The sequence below is a fragment of the Sporosarcina sp. FA15 genome, from assembly GCF_051550195.1.
Taxonomy (GTDB): Bacteria; Bacillota; Bacilli; order Bacillales_A; family Planococcaceae; genus Sporosarcina; species Sporosarcina psychrophila.
The window spans coordinates 563,777-588,129 of sequence record NZ_CP188818.1 but is presented as its reverse complement, the minus strand read 5'-3'; the positions used below and the strand labels follow the sequence as shown (position 1 = coordinate 588,129).

Sequence of the window (24,353 nt, the reverse complement as noted above, 5' to 3'; positions counted from 1 at the left end):
CAAAGAACACAGAAATACGGCAAATCGAACCCTTTGCTTTTCGATTGGCTAAAACCGTGCCTGCGGAAAGCATCCGCTCGGAACGAAAATCAACGGGATTGAAGGAAATATGACTTTTTCAGTGCTTCATATCAATCCGAGCGATTTTCATTTTAGCGTACTTATCTTTTTCAATTAAAGCCATCTTTGCTTAAACAAGGGATTTATTCACCTGGCATATAGCCAATTACTTCATTGAGATTGGGTTCAATAAGTATTAAAGGGGTACCAACCACAACATTCTCTTTGTCTTCAAAAGAAACGATTAATATCTCTTTTCCTTCATAAGTTTTATCCAACAATTCATAGCTATTATTCGCAATCATTTTCTTCACTTCCGCACTTTCCCAGTCTTTTTCAGCATTGTCATTCCAACCTTTTTCTTCGATAAACGCCCAAGCAACTTCTCTGACATTTTCATAACTATCTGTATCAGTGATATTCCCTACTTCTTGGTTATTTGAACAACCAACAATCAAAAATGCTGTTATTGCTAAATATAAAAATTTCAACTTCATATACTTTTCACCCATTTTTCTTATTACTCGCCATGTTTACCAGTATAAATCACTTCACCTTCACTATTGTAAGCAATATATTCAGCTTCATAGACTTCATTACTATCAATTCTAATGATTCAAACCTTTCACCAGAACCTTTGGGTAGAAGTTCAAAGTCATAGAAAATGTCCATAAGTCATTGATGATTGGAACCAAAGTGTGTTTTGCTAGTTTCTTCACCATTTAATTGCTGAAGTAGTAGTGGTCGATCCAACAATTAAAAAACAAACACGAAATTTTAAACTTTCGTGTTTGTTTCTGTATTATTAGATTCAAAGGTTTTCCACGAAGAAATCGAAGCCCATCGCTGTCGCAATGCCGAATACAAGCGTCCATAACGCAATGCTAATCGTCATCCAAATTGTCGTGTTCACTTTACTTGCCCCAAATAACAATCCGATAAACGCCGCAATATGTGTTCCGATTAAAACCGGACCGAGCAACGCGAGTCCAGGCATACCATATTTATTCCAGATTCGTTTCCCCCGCTCAGTCCGCTTCGATTCTTCTTTTCCATCCTTCTTTTTCCTTGACTCCATCCATTCCTTCACTTTTTGGAATGCAATAATGAGAATCAGCACCGTAAGCATATTACCAACGAATGCAAGGATCATAACCCAAATCGGGGATAACCCTCTAATGATGCCTAGCGGGATGACAAGTGCGATTTCTAACCACGGAATGGCAGCACCTAGAAACACTAAAAAATATTCAAACATCATTCATCTACCCCCGTATATTTCCTGACTTCTGTGTAATAAATTAAATATTGCCCCATCGAAAGAAGTAAAAGAACCATTACCACACCAATCGTTCCAACTTGGAGTCCTAAAGACAAACCAGCAAAAATTGGGATGGACCAAACAAAATAGGTATAGACTTTCTTTGTCGCCCGTTTCGTAACCTCTTGAAATAGTTCGTCATCCTCCATATATTCTTGCGGCTTCCATGAGAAAACATTAATTTTATGATTCGGCATCCGTTTATTGTGCTTGACAACATTCCAAGTAAATAACGCTAAATAGAAAACGAAAACAAGCAGCGCAACTCCCCAAATCACTCCCCATTCCCCTTGCACATTAACCTCGAAGCTCCTATCTCCCACTGTGAAAACAGAAGATAAACCAACCAGCCAAGTGAGGAGCATTGCTATAACGATGACACCCATTTGCCATAGAGGATACGTAATTCTCATATCATTCTTCATTGTCATTCCTCCCCTTCTAACCAAAATAATTCGTTAATGTCACATTCCAATGCACGTGCCAATCTCAATGACAGTGTCACGGACGGTGAAAATTCCCCTTTTTCGATGAAGCCAATTGTTTGTCGTGTCACGCCAACACGTTTTGCCAGTTCAATTTGTGTGAAATCATGTCGTGCTCGCAATTCTTTCAGCCGATTCTTTAACATCGTGACACCTCCTATTCATAATGTATACTAAACTTAACATTATGTACAGTATTATTAACATTAAGTTAGGTTTAATATACAAAAAAAGCCCAGGCATTAAAACCTGGACTTGTTAATTTATTTTATTATAACAATGAAGCAAGAACTGCTTTCTGCGCATGCAGTCGATTGCCCGCTTGCTGAAATACATACGAATTCGGTCCATCAATAACGGACGTCGCAACTTCTTCTTCACGGTGTGCAGGTAAGCAATGCAAGAACATATAATCTTTTTTCGCATGTGCGACCAATCCGTCGTTAATTTGAAACTCTTTGAATGCTTCTAGGCGTGCAGCCGCTTCCTCTTCTTGGCCCATACTGGTCCAGACATCTGTATAAACGACATCAGCTCCAGCGACAGCATCTAGTGGATTCGTTGTTTCAAAGACACTGCCACCATTTTTAACAGCAATGGCTTTCGCTTTCACTAAGAGGTTCGGATTGTATTCGAACCCTTTTGGCGTCGCGACAGCTACGTGCATACCCATATGTGCCGCAGCAATTACAAGTGAATGCGCTACATTATTGCCATCACCTACATATGCTAACTTCAGCCCCGCTAATGAACCTTTCACTTCCAAAACTGTCAGCAAGTCTGCTAACGCCTGGCACGGATGGAAAATATCCGTCAAACCATTGATGATTGGAACCGATGTGTGTTGTGCTAGTTCCTTCACCATTTCATGTGAATTCGCACGGATCATGACGCCGTCCAAGTACTCAGACAATACATGACCTGTGTCATAAACGGACTCCCCACGGCCGATTTGCAAGTCACGTGCATTCATGAACATTGCATGCCCCCCAAGTTGGATCATACCCACTTCGAATGAAATACGTGTACGCGTTGAATGCTTTTCAAAAATCATCCCCAGTGTTTTTCCGGCCAATAAATTCGGCATCTTGCCAGCCGCCATATCTTTTTTCATGGCATCTGCTTTATGCAATAAATACGATACCTCTTCATGTGTATAATCAAGCAGGGTAAGTAAATCTCTCCCTTTCAATCCTTCTACTATTTTCGCATTATCCATTTCAATCTTCACCATTCCCTCATCCCCTATCGTTTATTTCAATTGGTATCTCTGATTATATGTATGCATAATTATAAAGTCAAGTGTATTTTTATAGATTTATTCAAATAAAAAAACTGCCCAGACCATTTAATTGGCCTGAGCAGAATAATCGTTCAATTATTCAAATATAATCTTATTCACCGTGTCACGGTCTAATTTCTTAATGACCGCCACAATCAGTTTCACTGTATTTTCATAATCGTCGCGGTGCAGGATTCCTGCATGCGAGTGAATATAACGTGTTGGAATACAGATTGCAAGTGATGGTACGCCATTGCCTGACAGATGTATTGAACCTGCATCACAATGAATCCTGTACCTCTATCATTTCCACACATAAATACAGTATATATGCCGCTTCGCTGTTAAAAGAACGTACTTTATCGGAAGGAACTATATCAGAACAAAGTTTTGCCTTCATTAGTTCTAGTCTACTATTTAGCATTAAGTTATTCAAGTTTCAATCTTCTACTATGTACTATCGTTTCATTAGCAACTTCAATTTGTGTGAGTGTTAGAGGTTACGTATTAACAAGAAGATACCCTAACTCAATATCAGATAATTCGCCCTATAGATAATCCAATCACAATACAAAAGAACACTTAAAATCCAATATCGTGCTCAATTCGAGGTTTCCACTTAGCCCTGCTTAGGGACTCTGCAAATCCATACATAGTATTTAAATAGTTTGCTCTTTGCTGCGAGTTTTTCCCTGTTCGCATAATAATCGTTTCTTTTAGTGGATGATTACTTTCTATTAGATAATCATTACGCTTATACAATCGTTGTAAAAGATAGTCTTTAGGGAGCCTAGCAAACTTCCCATGAGTTTCTCCCCTATTCCAATCCTGACAGCTTAGAACTAAGTTCCAAACCCCATTCAAATCTAAGTCAAGTGTACTTTTAAATTGCATGGATAAAGGAATGAATTGGTCAATGTTATACGTATTCAATTGATTACTTTCAATAGAAATAGCTCTATATCAATAGAAGCATTTTCCTTTCTGATAACCATTCAACGGTTTACGAGCCGAAGTTAAATTGATTCTTTCATGTGACTATATAAAACGTTGTGGGGTCATAGGTTTAATGAAGATTAATTTTTCAAGGTCTATATCAAACTGCACTTCTTTTTTTGGATTACGCTCAGTCCATGCGTTCTCGACTAAGTTCCATCTACCTTCAATTTCACTAATAAGATTCCCTTTTTGTGTACTTCCACTAAGCAAATATGTACTATCAGTCAAAGTAATACCTAAAGTCTTACTCTTGAGTATAAAAATGAAGATAATATTCGAAAGCTACTAATTATATCTAATGAGATTTTTGGGCGATTAAAACAAGCTGCTTTCTATAACTCATATTTTATTGATTTCTTATTCTTAAGATTCTGGTTCAAATACCCCTCTGCTGATAAATACATCTGATATTAAGTGATTAATAATTTGTCCATTCATATACTTACAGTATTGATGATAATCATCGTTTTTATTATTATCCGCAAAGTCTGATACACTTTTAAACGCAATAAACTTCGGGATAGGATGTTTAGATAAATAGCATGCACGATACAATCCATATATCTCCATGTCTACCCCAAGTAATTTCCTCTCGTTTTTAATTAAACCCTTTAAGATCTTATCATTTGCAATAACCGCATTACCACTGCTCATTGGACCTATATGGATACTTGGTGGATTGCTGGGTTTATTTCCACAAAAAGAATTGTGAAAATCAATAAAAATGTCATTTGTAAACTTCAATTCTTTTGCTATAGATACTAGATTTGAACTTGCATTAACATGAGAAGTTGTTGGTAAAAACACTGTTTCACCATTTTCCTCTATATATTTACCTGTTTCATGAGAATAACAAGTACTTGCAAAAATAATATCGCCCAAATTCACCTGATTTTGTATACCAGCAGCTATTCCAAACATTACAATGACCCTAGGTTTATAATAGTCAATCATTTTTGAAGTTACTATAGCTGTGTCATTAGTACCCATATGATCAGGAGTATTACAAATTACTTTGATTTCTTTACCATCAATATTTAACCTTGCTTTAAAGAAAAACACACTAGAATCTGTATTATTCCTTTCACTTTCTAAATCCCAACCTAAAGAAAATAATACCGATAGTTCACTTTCTAAGGCACATATAATCCCTAAATCATAATCAAACTCTTTTTGTCTAGTAGCTGCAATTTGCTTATTAGTTAATACATGCTCTATAGAATGAACTAATGGTGCATGCCATTTATCAGATATACCATCATATTTAGCTACTTTAAATATTGTTTGTTGAAATTGCTTTTCAAACCTTTTATAACTCACGTCGTGAGCTGTTAATACCAATACATACGATGGAGATTTTATTCCATTTCTCCGCTGTCTTCTAGCAGTTATAGTTGCTTGAATCTCTTGTAATAAAGATAGCCCTGCGTCCTCTTTAACACCTTGATTTTCAAATTCAGGAAGCTGTATATCCAGTATAAGCAAATCATAATATTCGTTAATCAATTCTACACGTGCATTATTTAAATAAGTACACTGTTTTATTGTTACTTCAGAATAGTGGGATTTAATAAAGCTAGACACTTTAATATATTTTTCTTCATTATCTTCTACAATTAGTACTTTAATCATTAAAATTTTTCTCTAAAGTAATCTTCAACTTATTTTCCCAATCTGATTTCCCAGTGTCATAATAAATCATATCAATTAGATTATTAGAGTATTCTTTAGCTAAATCTTCATGTAGTTCATCAAAGCTTTTTAAGTTATTGCTTTCTCCAAAATTAGCATATTGTGTAATAACAATTACCGGAATTTTTATTCTTTTTCTTTTCATATCACTCAATATATCTTTACCAGCGAATTGTACAGGCTTCCCACCACTAGACGAGGAATTCTTATCAAAATTAGGCATTGTCATATCGAGTAAAATTAAATCATAATTCCCTTTTAATATCTTTCTAATTCCGCTATTAAAAGAATTAGCAAACTCTAAACTTATATTTTTGATTTGACTTTCCAAATAAGATTCTATCTTAAAAATTTTATTTGGATCATCTTCAACTATTAATATCTTCAAAAACAATCCCCCTTGTGTCTAGAGAAATATAAATATAGTAGTTCTCATCATCGTCAATTCCAAAATCAAGATTAAACTTTGGTGTTTTAATATCGTATCTTAGAACCTTTACGATTTTGTATAAGCCTGAACCGCCTTCTTCAGAAGCTCTTGCTAAAATATTTGACTCTTCATGAGTTGAGATGTAGTTTATTTCAGATAACTCTGATTTTAACATTTCTCTTCTACTCAAAATTTCATGAGCATCTAAATCAATAGGATTAATACATTCAATTTTCAAGTAAGAACCCTCATACTTAATTTCTAAATTAAATCTAAATTTATTATGAAAACCACTTCTCTTGATAATATTGTCAAAAATCGTATAAAATAGTTCGTTAAACCACTTTAAATACTTTCCTTGTACTTTTAAATTATTTGTATTTATTTCTACTATTGAATCAATAGATATATTAAAGTTTGAACTCTTGATATATTCTAATTGAATATTTACAGGTAGTTCCAAAGTGAAATTATCAATATCTACTATGTTTTCTTTAGTAAACCAGTTTGAAACATGCTTAATTTGATATTCAATTTCAGTCCTTAAATCAATAATCTTATTATCAAATTCTTGAAGATTTAATTGCATACCAGTCTTTTTATTTATTTCTTCAATTTCAGTAATAAACCTATTTAGCGTATCTATTAAGTTTAATTTAAAGTCATTATTTAAATACTCCCTAACTACAGTGAGATTGCGCTCAGTATACTCCCAAAACTTCTCGATGATTTGATCAATAAATGTATCGATAGTTAAATTATCTGTATTTGCATGTTTAACATATAAAATCATTAATTCAAGCTGTGGGATAAAATAATTAAATAAGGCAATATTATCGTTAGCATCAGTAGAAATTTGTAATTTAGCATCCTTTAGTAAATTTAACAAATCATCTATATTTTTATTAAAAGAATTAAATACACTAATGACATGGTTTTTATTACTTTGATTTACGTTTAATTTTTCTAGCCAATAGTGATTAACTTTATACTTATTTTCATATGAATCAAATAAAGTTAAAAAGTAATCCTTTTCAAATAACTTTCTAAATTGTGCTAGAATTGTTCCATGTCTAATTCCCAAACTTAAATAAACATTCAAACCATATTGTTTACTGAAAATAAACGTATCTCTTAAATGAAAAATCATTTCATTATGAATTTCAGAATAACTATTTCTTTTAAATGTATTTTCAACCTTATCATTTTCACTTTCAAAGTAAAACTCCACTGGTAATCCTTTTGTCTTAGAACTACTAAAATACTCAGTTATTCTATTGAAATTATTATCTATTAGTGATAATGCCTGTTTTTTGATTCCTTCAGTATCAACATAGATTTTACTCTTTTCAAGAGCTGCTGTATGAACTCTTATTTGAGACTTTTCAGTTAAAACGCGAATTTCTTCAGAATAAATATTTTTATTATCAGGATCTATTTGTGTTAAAATTCTACATACTTCTATTCTCTCTTCTTCAACCTGCTCATAGTTCTCAAAATAGTGATATTGTGACATATTATCGATTGTACAATATTCTCTTAAAACAAAAATCACCTTCTCTTTAGAGTGATTTTCTATATTAAAATTCATTTCACTTATAAGATTCACATCGTTTTCTGTAAGAAAATCTTCTAAAAAATTATGCTTTCTTATTTCTAGGTGATGTTCGGTATGCCTAGTTAATAACTCAAGAAAAATTAAAATATTTATATTTGAATATGAATATTCCTCTTCAAGTAATGATTCATATATGAAAAGTAAATCAATGTCGTGAATTACCTCGTATTCTTCAAGATATGAATCAACTAAAAGATTGAGAGCCACTTCAAACTTTTCTAAACCTATATAGGAATTTATTTTACCTTTAATTATTTCGGGCTGATAAATAAAGGAATCAGAACTAATTTTATTGAAAGACTTTAATCCTTCTTGATAGTCTTTCTTTAATAGATATATATTTCCTAATAATCTATGCTTTCTATTTTCCTCTATATCCAAACTTTCAACTTTTTGTAAATCCAACTTGATATAAGCTTTGTGTATTTTATAAGTAATACTTTCAGGATAGAAATTTAATTCTATGTACTTCTCCTGATTTTGGCTTTCTTTAAAGAGAGATGCTAAAATTTGAGGTTTTATGAAACCAGAATATTTAAAACCCTTTTTGAATGTTGGAATAGATTCAAATATTTTCATTCCATATTTTTGATTTGTAATTAAGCTTAGTAATTTCCACGCCCATTTATTTGTATTATGGGAGATACAAATTTTTAATAACTCATCAATTTTTTTTTCAGATTCTTCCCTATTCTTTGTACCATAAATTCCTAACAGTAAATTAATTATCTTTATATAAAATAATCCTTTAGAATCCAATAAATTATTAATATCTTTAACTAAAAGTGACTTAGTATAAATCTCATATAAACCTATTTCATAAGGTGAAATTTGTAGTATATCCTCACATATTGCTATTGAATCATCATAATTCCCTTGTGAGTACGAATCTAGGGCCAGTATTAACATTGCATTTTCATCATTTGTTATTTGAGTGTTATCATTTTTTAAAATGCGATAATAAGGAGTTAAATTATTTGGATAAATAGAATACAATATATCATAGGCTTTATTTAATAAAATATCATCTACTTTTTTAATGTCACTATCAATCAAATTTTCAGTAATCTTTAACAGTGTATAGTATCTATCAATTAAAGAAAAGTTCTCTAGAACATTTAACAATGAGTTTAAATTAGTATTCTCAAAATCCTCTGCTATTGAGAAATGGAATAACAAAAAGTCAGACAGATTATATTTCTTAACCCATGGCCAATTAACCATTCTCTGTAATTCAATTTCAAAGCGAGAAGGAGAAACGAGTTCATCTGATTTAATCTGTAATGTCCAATTGAGAAACTTATAATATCGATTCAATTCGCTATTTTGAAGAGTCTCATAGTAACCTTCGGATATTTCCTTATCTGTTACATTAAACAAATTAATTTTATTTTCTATTAACCAAATACTATTTCCATAAACTGATTCTATTTCAGCAAGTAATCGGTTACAATAACTATAATTGGAATTAAAGTATTCTCGAGAATATTCTTCTGTCTTAGCGAGAAAATCCGATAATGTATCCTTATACATTGAAATTATTTCCAATTGCCATAGCATTTCAACTGTATAGTTATTAATGTTACTAATTATATGTTGAAAAGTCTTAATATTACTTTGAGGAAACAATGTGTTATTATAAATTTTTCTAGTCTTTGGATTTTTTTTGATTATTAATAATTTCGACTTAATATTACTCTTATTCATTTGTTTTTTTAGTTGTATGATATTCAAAGAACTATTTGCTCTTTTAAAATTCTTTGCCATAAATATTCCCCCATTCTTTTTTAAGGAGTGTAAAATTATTATTGATTTTTCTAACGCACAACACATATCGCTAGTAACGACCTCAATAACATCGGTAATAACGTTGACTATATTATTTTTTACAATTAGAAATAATAAATCGAACAACTTTGTTAATTCAGTTAATAAAGAACGGATAGATTCTTTAAAGACTCTAAAATTGAATGTAGCTGAATTTAACAGCCTAATATTTTCAATTATATTTGAAAATGGTTCTAAGGAAACTAGTTACATAATTAAATTAAAATATTTAATCGAATTTCAGTTAAATTCAACTATATCATTTGAAGGAGGAATTATCTCTAATCTTAATAAAATTATTCAACTTCTTACTGTATTACGAAATTCAAAAGATTATTCTAAGGAAGAATTAATATCTATTTTCACTGATTTAAAAATCAGTTTCTCTACAAATTTGATTTATCTTAATAAAAAGCAATATGTATTAAGTCTAATAAAGATAGAGCAAACTCTCTTTGAAGACTCTATAAATAAACATATAAAAAAAGAATGGGAAAGAATAAAAAAAGATAGTAGAGCGTAAAGGCTTCCTAATAGTTAGTTCAAACAACTTAGCATATGTATTTTGCAAAATCACAATACAGAAGATTGCAATTGCAACTACACAAAGTTGCAACTTGACTTGGAACCTCTGCGGGCATAAGTAACAAGCCAGGAATCCAGCCATTTAAAGGGCTGGGTTTGCCGACGAAGGCTATCATGCCCGCTATTCCTCATAAAGTTTTTGTTTCACTAATAATCTTGTATACCGTTGCTCTACCTATCCCATATTCCTTAGCAATATCAATAGCACTTTCACCTGCATCAAACAATGCAATTACACGCTTCTTCGTCTTCTCATCAATAGGTGGTCGTCCACCAATTCTACCTCGTTTCCTAGCGCTCTCTAAGCCTGCTTTTGTCCTTTGTTGAATAATGTCCCGTTCAAACTCAGCAAAGACAGCTAACATACCAAACATTGCTTTTCCCGTTGGTGTTGTCGTATCAAAGAAATCATGGATTGAAACAAACTCGACTCCCTTATCTTGCAACTCTCCAGTGAGTGTAAATAACTCCTTTGTACTTCTGGCTAACCGATCCAATTTATAAACAACAAACAAATCTCCATTAGTTGATGCTTTCATTGCATGTTCTAGTTCTACACGTTTTTCTTTCCGACTAGAAATCTTTTCGACATACATGATTAGTTCTAATCCCTTTTCTTTAGCATATTTTTCAATTGCTTGCTCCTGCATATCTAAATTTTGATCTTCCGTACTTACACGACAATAACCAATAACTCTTCCCATCTATTTATCCACTTCCTATTTCTTTATGTATACACCCTTGTTGTAAGTTGCCAATTCAAAATACTGAAGCAAGCCACCTAACGTTGTGAAGTTGCATGGTGTGTTTTTTGATTGCTTTGGATATTTGTCAACAAACCACTTTCTATTTAAAATACCGTTTTTCATCAATTCATTATAGGCAGCTTCCATTACATCAAAATCAACTTTTTTATATCTACCATTTTTACCAATTGAATAAGATATTCCAATTTCATCAACATTCAAAATTACACTGCTAACATTTGGCTTTTGGAAAACTAATCCTTCAATCATTGACAGTTTTATAGTTTCATATCTCAATTCATATCCCCTCCTAGTCTATTTACTTATACGTTTTATACACCTTTAATAATAGACGAGTTAATAGACAATTACAACACAAAAAGAGAATACAAACCTTGATTTGTACTCTCGATGATTTCCGTCTATTTAACGATGGTTTTACAGACAAACCATCGTTATATAGTTTAATATTCAAAACAATATATGCAGGAGTATACTGTGCTCCCACATAACCATTGATTAATTAAATTTAATTAACGCTTTTAGAGAATTATATTTTTCTTGATTTGTTTCTTTAGTAGCTTCCACTAAACTTTTTAATTGAGCAATTGCTTGTTTAACTTCTTCCACATTTTTTAATTTAGTACTAAATGCAGATGTTAAAGCGTTTGGAGCTAATGGCATTATCATTGGAAAGACCTTCTTCCATTCATCCACATAATCTTCAAATTCCATATCTTCTTTAAAGCAAATAGAAAATTTGGATGCAATCTTCTTTTCAACTATTTCCTCTATAATTGTAGAAATAACAGTCACCATTAAATAAATAGAACCTGTATGACTAAAGAAACTTAAAATATTTTCATCTTTTGTAGTTAAATTGTCATTAATTTTACTTTTATCTTTTAATGTTTGTTTATATTCAATAAATGCTTTATAAATTGAGTACACAAAAACAATATGATCTGCTGTTGTATTCTCGTTAAATATATTAGAATATAACTCGTCATATTCCCAAATTTTCGACTTAGAATGTGTTGCATCTGTTGGATTATCATGAAATGCCATGAGAGACTGAGCAACTTGATCTGAGACTAATAAATTTCTATCCCTACTAATTGTGTCTTTTCCGTTTCCTCTTCTCCCGCCCAAATATTTTAACTTTGGATAATTAGAACGGAACTCTTCTCTTAATCTTTCTTGAACTATATCTGTACTTCTAAAATCAGAAACTTGTACAACATTTTGACTATTATTGTACTTAATAACGTTAGTTACTATTTTTCTTTGATTGGATTCAATAAATCTTATTGGAATAATTGCATCTGAGCTAACGTTTTCAAACTGCCCCATGGCACCTGTTGTCTGCGCACCATTAACTATAGAGATACCATTAATTATAATCTTTTGATTAAAACTAGATTTACTTTTTGTTCTTTTGAAAACTTGAATATCATTTACTAATGCTGTTATTCCATTATTGTACACTAGAAAATTCTTTGGCTCGTTAGATACAGTATCTTTTATTCCATTATTAACATTACCTTTTGATTTCATACTGCCCAAATAATTTCTTATGTTTGCTGAAAATAATTTATCTCCATATCTTTTAAATAAAGAATGAACCCATTCAGCTGTTACAGCAGTACTATATACCTTCCAACCATCCGTTTCATACTCATAACCGCCCAATGTTTTCACTTCAAATTGCTTATCAACTAAAATTTTGGCTTTTGTTGACATATACCATTCTTCAATTGTCTCAATACCTACTTCTATAGCCGATACTTTTAATTTTATATCAGCGTAATATGTATTTAAGATAGATCTTGCTGTTTTTTCAACAGCAAGCATTTCAGTTTTTATAATTTTGTGTTCATGGCAATTATGTACATACCAAACATCTAATTGTTCTATCTCATTTTCATTTATTGCATCTCGTAATTCTGAAACTCTAGGTCTTATTAAAGAATGTAATTCTTCTAGCTCCATATTTAATGCCCAAGTTAATGCTGTATTCAAATCACCAGCTTTATTTTTCTTTGCTGACTTAGCAATTCTATCTACTGTAGAACAATAAGTCTGAATAATCACAGCTCGCTTATTTTCTTTGTCTATATATATTAAGTCACATTTTCTATCGTTTTTTCCATCTGTCACAGACACACTTGCCACATCATCTATATCCTCAAATCCAAAATACAACTGTAAAGCAAAGAGAGCCCAACCTTCACTTCCATAGTCACTTAAAGAAGCTAATTTTTCTTTGAAATGATTCAGACTTTGAAATTCTTTACTCATTTTCTCATTCCTCCACTAACATATTTGTTCTCAACTCCAATATAACAGACAAGTCATACTAAATATATCAAACTAAAAAATATAAACTAGACTCATCGTCTCGTAAAAATAAAACGAGACCATATGAATATAGCCACATGGTCAAAATTGGTGTCCGTATTTAATATCTGTCACAACATTTTTGACCAACCACTTTAGCATTTGAATGATTCTCCATGCTGTTTTATATCGGTTTCCATCTTTTTTAGCTTCATTTTGATAAACACGATAAGATGCTTCTTTAATATTTAGCAACTCATTAATCTTCCGAAATCCTGTTACAAGCCTCCCGTTAGACTTCAAACTTAATTGTTCTACAAACGCTCGTTTTTCCTTTTGGTTAAAAAAATACAAGCTCCTGAGAATATGCTTCTTTTAACGCTGTGCGGGTATTAGATGGTAAGTAAGCATCCTTTGATACGCTTTCTTCTTTCCCAAAAAGCTCAACAACAAATTATTGATAATCTCCAGCCTTTTCTTGAATAGCCACAAGACGCTTATATTTGTACTTATAGCTATCATAGAGAAGTTCATTCACACCTATTGCTAACAACTGATTAGGGAGCGGCTCAAAATATACAAGTTGAAAAAGGATCATTCACACGATAAAACTATGTTAAATATGGATTTTCTATTGTTGGTGCAGAAGCAGAACACTCATTTTTTATAAAATCAAATTTCACACATTTTTTTACCCACGCTCTTTAGCATTCAATATAAAAACCCATTCTTTTGATGACGAACCCTCATTATGATCCAGACTCTTATTCATACTTAAACAAACAATAATAGCATACATATTCCTCACTATAATACTCACCTTCTTCCTCTCCAACTATATGCGTAATTGAGCAATCTGCACATTTTACATACTCATTACGGTTTATTACTCTAAGACAACTCAAACAAGCACATTCATCTGACGAAACTATCATTGAATCTCGGCTACAATGCGGGCAGAATTCAATTGAATTAAATTCTCTATAACTAAACACATGTTCTTCGTTTGTAAACTTTGGAATAAGTTCCCAATCTAAGTTTCTAAATTGAGTATTACAAAAATAACAATATGCCTTATCTAATCTCAGTGTATCTTTTTGCATACAGTATGGACAATCAAGCAATTTAACATTGTCTGGTAACTCTTTTAACTTTGAAGAGATCTCTTTATACCTTTGATTGATATAACTATCCATTTGCAACAATTTATCATTTATGTAATTCAGCAATTCGTTATCCCTACTAACTAATTCTTCCCTATGAATAAATGGAATTAAGAAGGAGAGAACCTCAAATGTTGTAGCCTCAAGTGCCACTTTATGTATATCGAGATTATAATGCTCCATTTTATTCCTATATACTTTAAGGTTTTGTAACCTTTTTTTCGTCCTATCGCTAATTTCAATCTGGCAAATACTAATAAGTCTAATGAGGAGATTTCCAAAGGATATACTTTTAAAATCTCCACTAACATAACTTTGATAATCAGCTTTGTTTATATCTTCAAATAAAAATGACCAATGTTCTTTCTGTAAGCGTGATTTTAGAATTAACTCCAACCCTGCACTCAGATGAAGAACTGCATACTTAATACTTAATTCGTCAGCATCTTCCATTTCTTTTAGAGAACGTTTTATAAAATCAAGCCCATTGTCAGTCATCGAGAGTTCAACTAAAAATTTACTATCCATAACCAACACCCCTATGTTTATATTTATGGTCTTTAACCTAAAATACATTTCGTGCTTTTTAGTAAGATAATTCGATCTAATAACATGATAGCTCAACTCTACTACTTTTGCATCAAGGATATAATATCTTTCTTTTGAGATAGTAAGTTATATTATATGAAGAGCCTTACATTTTCTAAAGCACTTTGAATTTTTTGCAAATACTATTATAGACTATTGTTTTAATTAGATTACAAGTCTAAGTTGCCCGTAATTGCTATTAACTGGGTAAAACTTCACTTTTATACAGAAAAAGACCCCATAAACAATATATGGGGTCTTTTTCTGTACTATTATGTCTGAAATTGCTCGATTAACCTTACCCTAAATGGGTTTATGTTTTGTATGATGATTATCCAAGGTTAATCCAACATTCCATAGTTTCTTATTTCAGAAAAAATAACTAATAATATTAATTTGACCTACTTTAATCGTCTAAGAAATCTGTCATATCACTCACAGGCTTTTCTTTCATTATATAAGAAGGAATAAATTCGTCACTAGGCATACATTCATCACCCATGTTAAGTCTTAACATTTGTTGTTCCATCGATTTACTTTGTTGTTTTTGATTTAAGAGATGTTCTTGATGCTCTCTTTCTAATTTGTCTACAACTTCACCTGCAATTAAATTTTCACTTGCCCTCATTGCATCAAGTTTCTTTTGTCCACTTGCTTTGACGATAGGACAATTTGTTTCCTTCCATACTTTGAATCCTTTAAATTTAATGAAAGTGTTTTTATCAAAGATTTGCATAAATATTTCGTCATCTCTCATTACAGTTATGTCAGTTACCTTACTTCGCAACTTATCCAGATAGCTCTCACTTTTAACCTTTTCTGCTTTTACTTCCAGATTAACAGACTTACTTTTCATATCTGAAATTGCATGCGAATTTGTTTCTTGTCTAATTTGACCTTGCTCGTTGTGATAATGGTTGCCTTCAAGTATCATTAAAAATCTCTTTTTATAGTCATTAAAACTATCTTCTAATGTTGATTTTGCAATAGCTAACACTTTAACCCATTCTGACTTTGGTACTTTATAATTGATGTTATTTCTCCAACTTATGTAGGTTATTGTCATTAACGCTCGACCTTCGTTATTAGCAAGGTTATATTGCTCACCATTTATCTTTGTGAAGCCCATAAACTTACGATTTTTACCATCCTCTTCAAATTCAACAACCAACTTAGTAGATAAAATTTCTTGCACTTGTTTTACTACAAAAAAAATCTTTTTCATATCGCCTTCACAATCAATCGTTATGTAACCTTTTTCTACTAACTTTTTAAGGTTTCCAATAACCTTCTCTTTATCACGATGTTTATTCTTTGTCTCTAACCCTAAATATTGAATAATCATGTCTACGGAGGTAAATGTTTGATTCCATTGGCTACTCTGTCTCATAAATTGCAGATGAGAGTAGAGCATGAACTCATCCTCAGTCATATGATATTGTGTACCCCATGCAAATGCCACGTTTGGCACTGTAATTATAAATTTCTCATTCATTTTCATCTGCATATTCCCTTTCTATTTTAGCCTAACCAATTTCCCTAACTATTCATTTTTTGTAACAATCTAAAGCTTTGCTTAAATCTGGTGTTCTTACAAACATCCAATACTTCTGTAAAGAATTTTCATGATATGCACAAACTAGAAATGCTAATCCCTCATTTTTCAAATACAACATGACTCTTCTGTTATAACAAAAGAAAAAGTCTTTTACTGTCATCATAATACCTCCTCTTTCAAATATTGTGAGGAATTTAAGGTGCACACCTCTCAATCCCTATAACATATTATATCACGAAAGTCAACGTTTGTCAATTTTGATGCTATATACATATTGACTTTTAACTCAAAAAATGATTTTTATGTATATTGTTTTAATAAATAGATTAACTTTGTTTTAGTAGGGGCGAAGCCCAACGTTGCGAAGCAACGTAATGGGTTGCGTTAGCAAGTCAAATAGCATCAAGTGAAGCGACTTTCATTCTCTTTATCTATTTATTACGTTTCACTTTATTTTATCTATACTGCCCGATAAAAGTATATGTTTCATACAACTATTCTCACGTATCGTTTTATTTAAGTATATTATTCATACATTTCTCGGTAGGGAAAAACTGATTTGAGTATGAAAAACATACACTTCAAGTTTCATTTCACTTAATCAAGACATTCTTATAACTAGATTACGTTGTTCGAATGAAACAAACAGTTTTTCATTCTGATACTATATTAAATTGAGGGGTATAAGTTCTTCGGCTTAGCACCATTACACATACAAAAAAGGAAAACAATACCCCAAAAACCATAATTGCACTAGTAACCAACATAATTTATGCTCCTTTCAAATTTATGTAAATAAAAACCACCTCCTGAGAGATGCTTGAACTAATAGCAATACATATAATACCAAAATCCCACACACGTGAAAAACATCTCAATTAAGGTGTTTTAAGAGCATTTATTTCACTTTCATACGGTGTAGTTATTAACAAGTGTGTGGCGATTGTAGAGCTATAGGGCTTCTACGGCAATGGACGTTTTCTGCTGGTTATAAGCACCCGACCACTCATAAGATTCTTGGTATTTAAAAGTATGCTTCTTCGCTAAATACCCAGCATAAGAATTTAATTTATTATATTCGTTGTGACATAAATAATATGGGTGGCGGCGCATTGTCTTTTATATAGAAGTTATAAACTGACATATCAAATTGCTGCATTAGTATTAGCATTAAAAAAATAACTGCCTACATCAAAGACACAAGTAATCTTGAGTCAAAGACATAGTCAGCCATCACAACATGAATCCATCATTCGCATTATCGCTCTACGTTCTGTCACATAGCATCAATGTTCATCCCACTAGCTACGAGGGACTCAGACAGCATGTAGTGTCTCCTACACAACCCGTACCACTCAGACCGCCAACTCAATCATTCAATACCAAGAACCGACAAGGAAGCCCCTAGAGTTGTCCAGACTTAATTATTACATTTAGCTACGTTCAAATTTACTTGATTGATTTTAAACAACTACCAAAGAGCTATACCCTCAACCTGCATAAAAAAAGACAATAGGAAGCTATACTTTGCAAGTCCACTTTTTTGAAGAAAAAACAAAAGCGTATTAATCGCTCTATTCAGTTGTATTCCCATACTACTAAAAAGCGTGTAAAGACTAGTTACTGCAACAACCATTCTTCTTTTTTGTCTAAAGATAGTCACGTAAGTTCTCTGCAACTGTTTCCTCGTCTAAATACAAATATCTACTTGTTGTTTGAAGGCTATCATGACCAAGAGCATGTGAAACAAGATTAATATTTGCACCTCTCTTTATTAAATTTTGCGCATACAAGCGTCTAATACTATGTGCATTGATATTCTTTAACCCATAGCGTTTACTATACTTCCATAAATTTTTCGCAATTAAATTTGATGGTGAAACCGTGTCTTTAATCGGCGTCGCAGTGCTTGTTAAAAAGATATTAGTATTCTTATTCTGATGCTCCCTGCGCATTTCTGAATTTACTTCAATTAATTGTTGAAGTAGCGAACACATATCGTCATCTAAAGGTAATTTCAAGGCTCTGTGGCTTTTCATAATATCTCCTGTCAAATAAAGCACTTGATTATTAAAATCTATATGCTTTTCTTCTAATAAGCCTAAAGTTGTAATACGAATCCCTGTCTTGTAGAGCAGTAATACTGCAACACTATCTCGAAATCCTGAGTATGTTGTCTTGTCTAGCAGTGATAGTAAAATACTCAAATCACTTTCCTCAGAGGGCTTCTTAATCGTCTTATTTACTTTGATTTTGATATTTTTCCAATACTTCACCTTAATCCACCCATTGTCATAACAACGCCCTAAAACCGCCGTAAGCGTCTTTAAGCGGTTGAGCTTGGAAATGTCTTTAATATCACCAAGGAGCGATAAGTACTCGTAAATCTTATCTACATTGATTTCATGTAAATACTCTACCTTTACCAATTCAGCAAACCGTTTAAACTGGTAATTATAATCGTCAATTGTTCGCTTGCGTAAACCATTCAACTTCATTTGCTGATTGAGTACGAGCATTGCATGGTGAATAGTAATGTTCTTAATACTCTTTTCATTTACAACGGGCATATACAATTTATCTAAAATGCTTTGTTCCTCTGAAATTGGCTCTTCTTCCTTTTGAGCTTGAATTGCTAAAATCCTCGTATCAATATCAATATTGATATATTTTTTTGGTCTGACCAACGCAAAAAGCCCCCTAACATTTTAGTTAGAAGGCAAAACAATGATATTCCGATTTAGTTCTTTCCGATGTTCTTTCCGCATTTATTCAAATGTAATCTTATTCACCGTGTCACGGTCTAATTTCTTAATGACTGCGACAATCAGTTTCACTGTATTTTCATAATCGTCGCGGTGCAGGATACCTGCATGCGAGTGAATATAACGTGTTGGAATACAGATTGCAAGTGATGGTACGCCATTGCCTGACAGATGAATTGAACCTGCATCTGTTCCTCCGCCTGGAATCGTTTCAAACTGATAAGGAATGCTATTCTCTTCAGCTGTATCAACAACAAGTTCACGCAACCCTTTATGCGATACCATTGAAGCATCGAATAATAGAATTTGTGGACCATCGCCCATTTTACCAGTAGCTTCTTTGGACGTAACACCTGGCGTGTCGCCAGCGATTCCTACATCAACTGCAAATCCGATGTCCGGCTGAATTTTCGTTGCCGCTGTGCGCGCACCACGAAGACCTATTTCTTCTTGTGCAGCCCCCACTCCGAAAACGATATTTGGATGTTTTTCATCTTTAAGCGCTTTCATTACGTCAATCGCAATTGCACAGCCGATACGGTTGTCCCACGCTTTTGCAAGAAGGTATTTTTCATTATTCATCACTGTGAATTCGAAATACGGTACAACCATATCTCCAGGTAGAATGCCCCACTTCATTGCTTCTTCTTTCGAAGTTGCACCAACGTCAATGAACATATCTTTAATATCGACCGGTTTTTTACGCGCTTCAGGCGATAAGATATGCGGTGGTTTCGATCCAATAACACCTGTAACTGTGTCCCCTTTGCGTGTAACGATTGTCACGCGCTGTGCAAGCATTACTTGTGACCACCAGCCGCCTACTGTTTGAAATGATAGGAAACCTTTATCGTCAATTTTAGAAATCATGAATCCAACTTCATCAAGATGTCCCGCTAGCATGATTTTGGGTCCATTCTCATCGCCAGTTTTCTTCGCGATTAATGAACCAAGACCATCCTGTTCAATATTATCTACAAATGGCTCTATGTACTTTCTCATAACTTCACGGGGTTCACGTTCGTTACCAGGAATCCCTTTTGCGTCTGTAAGTTCTTTCAGCATCACTAACGTTTCATCTAATTTCGTCAATTCCTTCGACCTCCTAAATAAATCGTACATGAGTAGTATATGCGAAAAGTGCACTATTATCAAAACATTTAGGATTGAGAATCAAATAAAGTAGAGAGTTGATTGAAATCACTATATAGTCGGCACTCAACAAGTGGAATGTTCTTCCAAAACAACTTAGTCGCTAGATTTGTTCGTTATACCCTGCAAGATATACCACCTTGTTAACTACAAATAAGTAGTGCCGAATATATAGTAATAAATAAAACATCTCCATAAAAACAGCGTTACCTCAACTATAGAGGTAACGCTGCCGTTGTTTATTCAAAAAGCAATATGCAATTCTATTTCCAAGTACAATTACAGCAATTCTTTCCGTAAATCTGCAGCACTTTTTGGAGAAAGCAATCCAGGCGCAATGTCGAAGACTGTTTTCGCACCCGTCTCACCGTTCTGATGCAACCTATAAGCTGCGCGTGCGTACGCAACAAGCACGCTTGATGTGAATTCAGGGTTGCTGTCGAGTTTCAAGGAATACTCCATCACTTGTGCGCTGTCTTCCCCTGTCTTACCGCTGCGAATCACGAAACCGCCGTGTGGCATCGCAGAGTGATCCTGTTTCAATTCTTCTTCAGTAATAAAAGTCACTGTCGTATCGTAATCTGTAAAGTAGTCAGGCATCGTGACAATCGTTTCTTTCACTTTGTTGCCGTCAACGCCATCTGCTAAGACTACATAACATTCGCGGGTATGCTTCTCACGCGTAGTCAATTCTGGTAACGAACCGCTACGCACTTTGTCAACTGCGTCCGGAACAGGAATTGTATATTGGACAGCACCTTTTACGCCTTCAATTCTTCTAAGCGCATCGGAATGTCCTTGGCTCAATCCTTTGCCCCAGAACGTGTAAGTAGCACCTTCCGATAAAACTGCTTCGCCGTACAAACGATTGATGGAGAACAAACCTGGATCCCAGCCGACTGAAATGATGGCAATCTTACCGTTAGGTTTAGCCGATGCATCTACAGCTTCAAAATAACCCGGAATTTTCGCATGTGTATCAAAGCTATCCACCGTGTTGAATAAAGCTGATAGTGCCGGGCCTTGCTCTGGTAAATCATTTTTCGATCCGCCGCAAAGGATGAGTACATCGATTGCATCAGTAAATTTATGGATGTCATCCATCATATGTACGGATACATTGCCATTCAGTAATTTCACATCTTCCGGATTTCTCCTTGTAAACACACCAACCAGTTCCATATCTTTATTCTGATTGATTGCAGACTCAACACCGCGTCCCAAATTTCCGTAACCTGCAATTCCGACTCTAATTGTCATCGTCGTATTTCCCCTTTCAATCTGTTGCATTCAATTTCAGCAATTTATAGTATAAGTTTATCTCTTTATTGGTCATTTTTCTATATAACTCGTCCGCTTTCGTAAAAAAAACTTCATCAATGGCAACAAACCCATAGCCACCGCCATTTTGTCTTAGCACAGGAAGGCCCTCGTATTTTAAGGGATAGCCGCCTTCCTCGCGAATAAACCCTTTTAACGACTTCATATATTTCATAATTTCACTATGCAATTTTTCATTACCATGCATCGGTTCCGATGATGTAAAAATAAGCGTCGTCGTCTCACCGTATGAACCCGTTCCGATTGAATCTGCCACATTTTCTGCAATCCATCCTGTAAACCGACCTTTGACACCTAGACGACTAATTTTATCAAAAGCTGAGCTTAGAATTTTAATTTTCATCAAAGACAAGTCTGATTCCTCTTCCTTTAGCTTCTCATTATCAAAATGCATGACCCATCCTCCAGTCGTCATTTCTCGATCTGATACGCTTTCTAGGCCGACAAAAGGTCCGAATTTGCTGGGTTCATCACTATACAGCTCTGCGAAAGTGTTTTGCATATCTTCTTGGACCGCTTCGGGCATGTTCACAAGCAGTTGCTTTTCTATTGTGAACACTTCATTCACAATCTGCCCAAAATAGAATGGTATCTCTTTTTGAACACTGATTAATGCTGCAGCCAATCGGGAGCTCTCGTCTTCAAGACGGAGATTCAGCAAAAATGGAATTGTTTCCACCTGACCGTTACCCTTCCAAATAATTGCTTCCATCATTATCCTATCAACAGAAGATTGCACATGCTTCACAGCAATACCCGCTTTGATGATTTCCTCCACATCGAAATAATCCGTTAGAATGAACAATTCGATAGAAGTATCTGCTTTAAGATGCGGGATTAATGACACTCCTGCAGCAAATGATTTGTGAACGCCCCTATATTCAGGTTGTTTCAAATCGGGAGAGGGCATGTTTACTAAATCCCTCGCAAAAAACGGTTCGGAATAATGTTCCAAGTCTAGTTGAACGAAAATATATCGCTTTTCAATTTCATTTACAATTTCGCTATCATCTTGTTTTTTAAATAAGTTTGTAAAAAAGACCACTCACCGTTTCCCCCTTTACCCATTCATATATTTCATTAATCTTATCGTTATCTTTCATTAATTGCTAAAGAATATGTTTTGTTCACAATCTCTCCTTTTCCCCTTAGGTCCAAATAATGCTAAAGTATAGGGTAGGATGTTATCTATTAATTGAAAAGAGGCTTCATTATGCGTGGTTTTGTTTACCTCATCGTTTTCTTCTCGTTTTTTGATTTATTTTCGCAACTGCCTGTCATGAGCCCATTTGCATTATCTCTTGGTGCTACACCATTTTTAGTTGGACTTGCAGTTGGTATGTATTCATTTTCAAATACTATCGGGAATGTCATTTCCGGTTTCATGACTGACAAAAGAGGACCTTTTTTCATACTCGTACTTGGACTATTTGCTTCGGCACTCTCTCTCTTCCTCTACGCGTTTGTTGATGGACCAATGTCATTGCTCGGTGTCCGCTTTGTCCATGGTTTTATGGAAGGGCTAATTGTACCAGCTGCGTTCACTTTCCTGGCAAATCGTGCAGAAGAATCTAAACGAGGTAAAAGTGTTGCAATTTCAGGTGCATTCGTTGGATTGGCAGCGATTATCGGTCCAGCTTATGGTGGTATTGTGGCAGCTAAAACAAGTACACCTTTCATTATGGCGGTCAACGGCGGCATCATGATGCTACTGGCAATACTTGCATTCTTTGTTCTCCGATCGTTTACATATGTACGAAAACAGCCTTCAAAAGGAGCTGACAGTTTCCGTGTCAGATATCTTTTCCAACATCCGGGGATGGTCAGAGCATTCGCGGGAGCATTCTTCTTAATGTTCTCACAAGGTGTACTTGCCCTTGTGTTGCCGCTAAAAGTTGAATCACTTGGATTTGATACCAAAACAACGGGGTTGTTACTAAGCACATTTGGCGTCGTCGCTATTCTCATCTTCTTATTGCCCATCAATCGAGTTTTTGACCGTGTACGGCCAGTTGTGACACTTGCATTCGGAATAACACTTATGGGATTAAGTATGCTGTTCCTGAGTCAAGTTGAGGAATTGAATTACTTATATATTGCAATGTGTATTTATGGGGCTGGATTCGCTTTCCTCTTCCCATCCATCAACTCGCTGCTAATCGATTCTTCATCTCCTGAATTTCGCGGGAAAGCATATGGTTACTTTTACGCGTTCTTCTCGATTGGTGTCGTTGCAGGTTCAAGCTTGATTGGATTCTTGGACTTGGAGTACCGAGGCGCTTTCATGCTGACAGGATTCATCCTCCTCGCTGTCGCTTTATATGCCTTGATTGGCTTGAAGAAAAAAGGATCTATTGACAAATCATCGCACGTCCTATAATGTCAGATACGAAATGAATAC

22 protein-coding genes and 1 pseudogene are annotated in these 24,353 nt (G+C 33.9%); 2 read left to right on the top strand and 21 right to left on the bottom strand.

Translation table 11 applies throughout. From position 1 onward, the window contains the following. Positions 1-203: 203 nt before the first annotated feature. The 10 genes and pseudogenes from ACP8HG_RS02860 to ACP8HG_RS02815 form a co-directional block, all read right to left on the bottom strand. Positions 204-557: a hypothetical protein gene (locus ACP8HG_RS02860; protein ID WP_438298156.1), complete on the bottom strand. Its 354-nt coding sequence runs from the start codon at positions 555-557 to the stop codon at positions 204-206. Between the two features lie 314 nt (positions 558-871). Next, complete coding sequence (locus ACP8HG_RS02855; protein ID WP_340742591.1) at positions 872-1,318, bottom strand: small multi-drug export protein; 447 nt, start codon at positions 1,316-1,318, stop codon at positions 872-874. Continuing rightward, positions 1,318-1,806: a hypothetical protein gene (locus ACP8HG_RS02850; protein ID WP_340765180.1), complete on the bottom strand. Its 489-nt coding sequence runs from the start codon at positions 1,804-1,806 to the stop codon at positions 1,318-1,320. Before ACP8HG_RS02850 ends, ACP8HG_RS02855 begins: the two co-directional genes overlap by 1 nt. Positions 1,807-1,808: 2 nt before the next feature. After that, entirely contained in the window at positions 1,809-2,012 is a 204-nt protein-coding gene (locus tag ACP8HG_RS02845) for a helix-turn-helix transcriptional regulator (RefSeq protein ID WP_187047331.1), read from the bottom strand. Between the two features lie 125 nt (positions 2,013-2,137). Continuing rightward, positions 2,138-3,100 carry an ornithine carbamoyltransferase gene (gene argF / locus ACP8HG_RS02840; protein ID WP_438298155.1) on the bottom strand — a complete coding sequence of 321 codons (963 nt, stop codon included), beginning with the start codon at positions 3,098-3,100 and terminating at the stop codon, positions 2,138-2,140. A gap of 144 nt (positions 3,101-3,244) precedes the next feature. Continuing rightward, a pseudogene (locus tag ACP8HG_RS02835) lies at positions 3,245-3,430 on the bottom strand (peptidase M28); the annotation flags it as partial. Between the two features lie 300 nt (positions 3,431-3,730). Continuing rightward, positions 3,731-4,081: a hypothetical protein gene (locus ACP8HG_RS02830; RefSeq protein ID WP_438298154.1), complete on the bottom strand. Its 351-nt coding sequence runs from the start codon at positions 4,079-4,081 to the stop codon at positions 3,731-3,733. A 429-nt stretch (positions 4,082-4,510) separates the two neighbouring features. After that, complete coding sequence (locus ACP8HG_RS02825; RefSeq protein WP_438298153.1) at positions 4,511-5,779, bottom strand: phosphorylase family protein; 1,269 nt, start codon at positions 5,777-5,779, stop codon at positions 4,511-4,513. Continuing rightward, complete coding sequence (locus ACP8HG_RS02820; RefSeq protein WP_438298152.1) at positions 5,772-6,227, bottom strand: response regulator; 456 nt, start codon at positions 6,225-6,227, stop codon at positions 5,772-5,774. The genes ACP8HG_RS02825 and ACP8HG_RS02820 overlap by 8 nt, the downstream gene beginning before the upstream one ends. Next, positions 6,208-9,654, bottom strand: coding sequence for a hypothetical protein (locus tag ACP8HG_RS02815; protein WP_438298151.1), 3,447 nt, complete (start codon positions 9,652-9,654; stop codon positions 6,208-6,210). Before ACP8HG_RS02815 ends, ACP8HG_RS02820 begins: the two co-directional genes overlap by 20 nt. A 199-nt stretch (positions 9,655-9,853) precedes the next feature. Between ACP8HG_RS02815 and ACP8HG_RS02810 the strand changes: the two genes are divergently transcribed. After that, a complete protein-coding gene (locus tag ACP8HG_RS02810; protein ID WP_438298150.1) occupies positions 9,854-10,237 on the top strand; it encodes a hypothetical protein in 384 nt (127 codons plus the stop codon). A 190-nt stretch (positions 10,238-10,427) separates the two neighbouring features. Here the strand turns inward: ACP8HG_RS02810 and ACP8HG_RS02805 are convergent, their stop codons facing one another. The 11 genes from ACP8HG_RS02805 to ACP8HG_RS02755 all read right to left on the bottom strand — a co-directional run bounded on the left by ACP8HG_RS02805 (position 10,428) and on the right by ACP8HG_RS02755 (position 22,997). Beyond that, positions 10,428-11,003, bottom strand: coding sequence for a recombinase family protein (locus tag ACP8HG_RS02805; protein WP_438298149.1), 576 nt, complete (start codon positions 11,001-11,003; stop codon positions 10,428-10,430). A gap of 15 nt (positions 11,004-11,018) precedes the next feature. Then, on the bottom strand, positions 11,019-11,342 hold the full coding sequence (locus ACP8HG_RS02800) for a hypothetical protein (RefSeq protein ID WP_438298148.1): 324 nt from the start codon (positions 11,340-11,342) through the stop codon (positions 11,019-11,021). Positions 11,343-11,564: 222 nt separating this feature from the next. Beyond that, positions 11,565-13,346 carry an AIPR family protein gene (locus tag ACP8HG_RS02795; RefSeq protein ID WP_438298147.1) on the bottom strand — a complete coding sequence of 594 codons (1,782 nt, stop codon included), beginning with the start codon at positions 13,344-13,346 and terminating at the stop codon, positions 11,565-11,567. A gap of 141 nt (positions 13,347-13,487) precedes the next feature. Then, the gene (locus tag ACP8HG_RS02790) at positions 13,488-13,688 is read right to left on the bottom strand and encodes a hypothetical protein (protein ID WP_438298146.1); all 201 of its coding nucleotides are present in this window, start codon (positions 13,686-13,688) and stop codon (positions 13,488-13,490) included. 461 nt (positions 13,689-14,149) lie between these two features. Continuing rightward, positions 14,150-15,076 carry a hypothetical protein gene (locus ACP8HG_RS02785; RefSeq protein ID WP_438298145.1) on the bottom strand — a complete coding sequence of 309 codons (927 nt, stop codon included), beginning with the start codon at positions 15,074-15,076 and terminating at the stop codon, positions 14,150-14,152. Between the two features lie 466 nt (positions 15,077-15,542). Continuing rightward, complete coding sequence (locus ACP8HG_RS02780) at positions 15,543-16,637, bottom strand: hypothetical protein (RefSeq protein ID WP_438298144.1); 1,095 nt, start codon at positions 16,635-16,637, stop codon at positions 15,543-15,545. A gap of 46 nt (positions 16,638-16,683) precedes the next feature. Beyond that, complete coding sequence (locus ACP8HG_RS02775) at positions 16,684-16,854, bottom strand: hypothetical protein (protein ID WP_438298143.1); 171 nt, start codon at positions 16,852-16,854, stop codon at positions 16,684-16,686. A gap of 1,489 nt (positions 16,855-18,343) precedes the next feature. Then, positions 18,344-19,381 carry a tyrosine-type recombinase/integrase gene (locus ACP8HG_RS02770; RefSeq protein ID WP_438298142.1) on the bottom strand — a complete coding sequence of 346 codons (1,038 nt, stop codon included), beginning with the start codon at positions 19,379-19,381 and terminating at the stop codon, positions 18,344-18,346. 81 nt (positions 19,382-19,462) lie between these two features. Beyond that, complete coding sequence (locus ACP8HG_RS02765) at positions 19,463-20,551, bottom strand: M42 family metallopeptidase (protein ID WP_067207781.1); 1,089 nt, start codon at positions 20,549-20,551, stop codon at positions 19,463-19,465. A gap of 339 nt (positions 20,552-20,890) precedes the next feature. Beyond that, positions 20,891-21,871, bottom strand: coding sequence for a diaminopimelate dehydrogenase (locus ACP8HG_RS02760; protein WP_067207779.1), 981 nt, complete (start codon positions 21,869-21,871; stop codon positions 20,891-20,893). Positions 21,872-21,887: 16 nt separating this feature from the next. After that, the gene (locus ACP8HG_RS02755) at positions 21,888-22,997 is read right to left on the bottom strand and encodes a hypothetical protein (RefSeq protein ID WP_438298141.1); all 1,110 of its coding nucleotides are present in this window, start codon (positions 22,995-22,997) and stop codon (positions 21,888-21,890) included. A gap of 168 nt (positions 22,998-23,165) precedes the next feature. Here ACP8HG_RS02755 and ACP8HG_RS02750 point away from each other — a divergent pair, with 168 nt between their 5' ends. Then, complete coding sequence (locus ACP8HG_RS02750) at positions 23,166-24,332, top strand: MFS transporter (protein ID WP_067207773.1); 1,167 nt, start codon at positions 23,166-23,168, stop codon at positions 24,330-24,332. Positions 24,333-24,353 lie beyond the last annotated feature (21 nt).

Coding starts and splice junctions, on each gene's coding strand:
- ACP8HG_RS02780 (WP_438298144.1), bottom strand. CDS start 16,637: ATGAAAATGAATGAGAAATTTATAATTACAGTGCCAAACGTGGCATTT.
- ACP8HG_RS02855 (WP_340742591.1), bottom strand. CDS start 1,318: ATGTTTGAATATTTTTTAGTGTTTCTAGGTGCTGCCATTCCGTGGTTA.
- ACP8HG_RS02825 (WP_438298153.1), bottom strand. CDS start 5,779: ATGATTAAAGTACTAATTGTAGAAGATAATGAAGAAAAATATATTAAA.
- ACP8HG_RS02815 (WP_438298151.1), bottom strand. CDS start 9,654: ATGGCAAAGAATTTTAAAAGAGCAAATAGTTCTTTGAATATCATACAA.
- ACP8HG_RS02750 (WP_067207773.1), top strand. CDS start 23,166: ATGCGTGGTTTTGTTTACCTCATCGTTTTCTTCTCGTTTTTTGATTTA.
- ACP8HG_RS02775 (WP_438298143.1), bottom strand. CDS start 16,854: ATGACAGTAAAAGACTTTTTCTTTTGTTATAACAGAAGAGTCATGTTG.
- ACP8HG_RS02860 (WP_438298156.1), bottom strand. CDS start 557: ATGAAGTTGAAATTTTTATATTTAGCAATAACAGCATTTTTGATTGTT.
- ACP8HG_RS02760 (WP_067207779.1), bottom strand. CDS start 21,871: ATGACAATTAGAGTCGGAATTGCAGGTTACGGAAATTTGGGACGCGGT.
- ACP8HG_RS02785 (WP_438298145.1), bottom strand. CDS start 15,076: ATGGATAGTAAATTTTTAGTTGAACTCTCGATGACTGACAATGGGCTT.
- ACP8HG_RS02805 (WP_438298149.1), bottom strand. CDS start 11,003: ATGGGAAGAGTTATTGGTTATTGTCGTGTAAGTACGGAAGATCAAAAT.
- ACP8HG_RS02795 (WP_438298147.1), bottom strand. CDS start 13,346: ATGAGTAAAGAATTTCAAAGTCTGAATCATTTCAAAGAAAAATTAGCT.
- argF (WP_438298155.1), bottom strand. CDS start 3,100: ATGGTGAAGATTGAAATGGATAATGCGAAAATAGTAGAAGGATTGAAA.
- ACP8HG_RS02845 (WP_187047331.1), bottom strand. CDS start 2,012: ATGTTAAAGAATCGGCTGAAAGAATTGCGAGCACGACATGATTTCACA.
- ACP8HG_RS02850 (WP_340765180.1), bottom strand. CDS start 1,806: ATGAAGAATGATATGAGAATTACGTATCCTCTATGGCAAATGGGTGTC.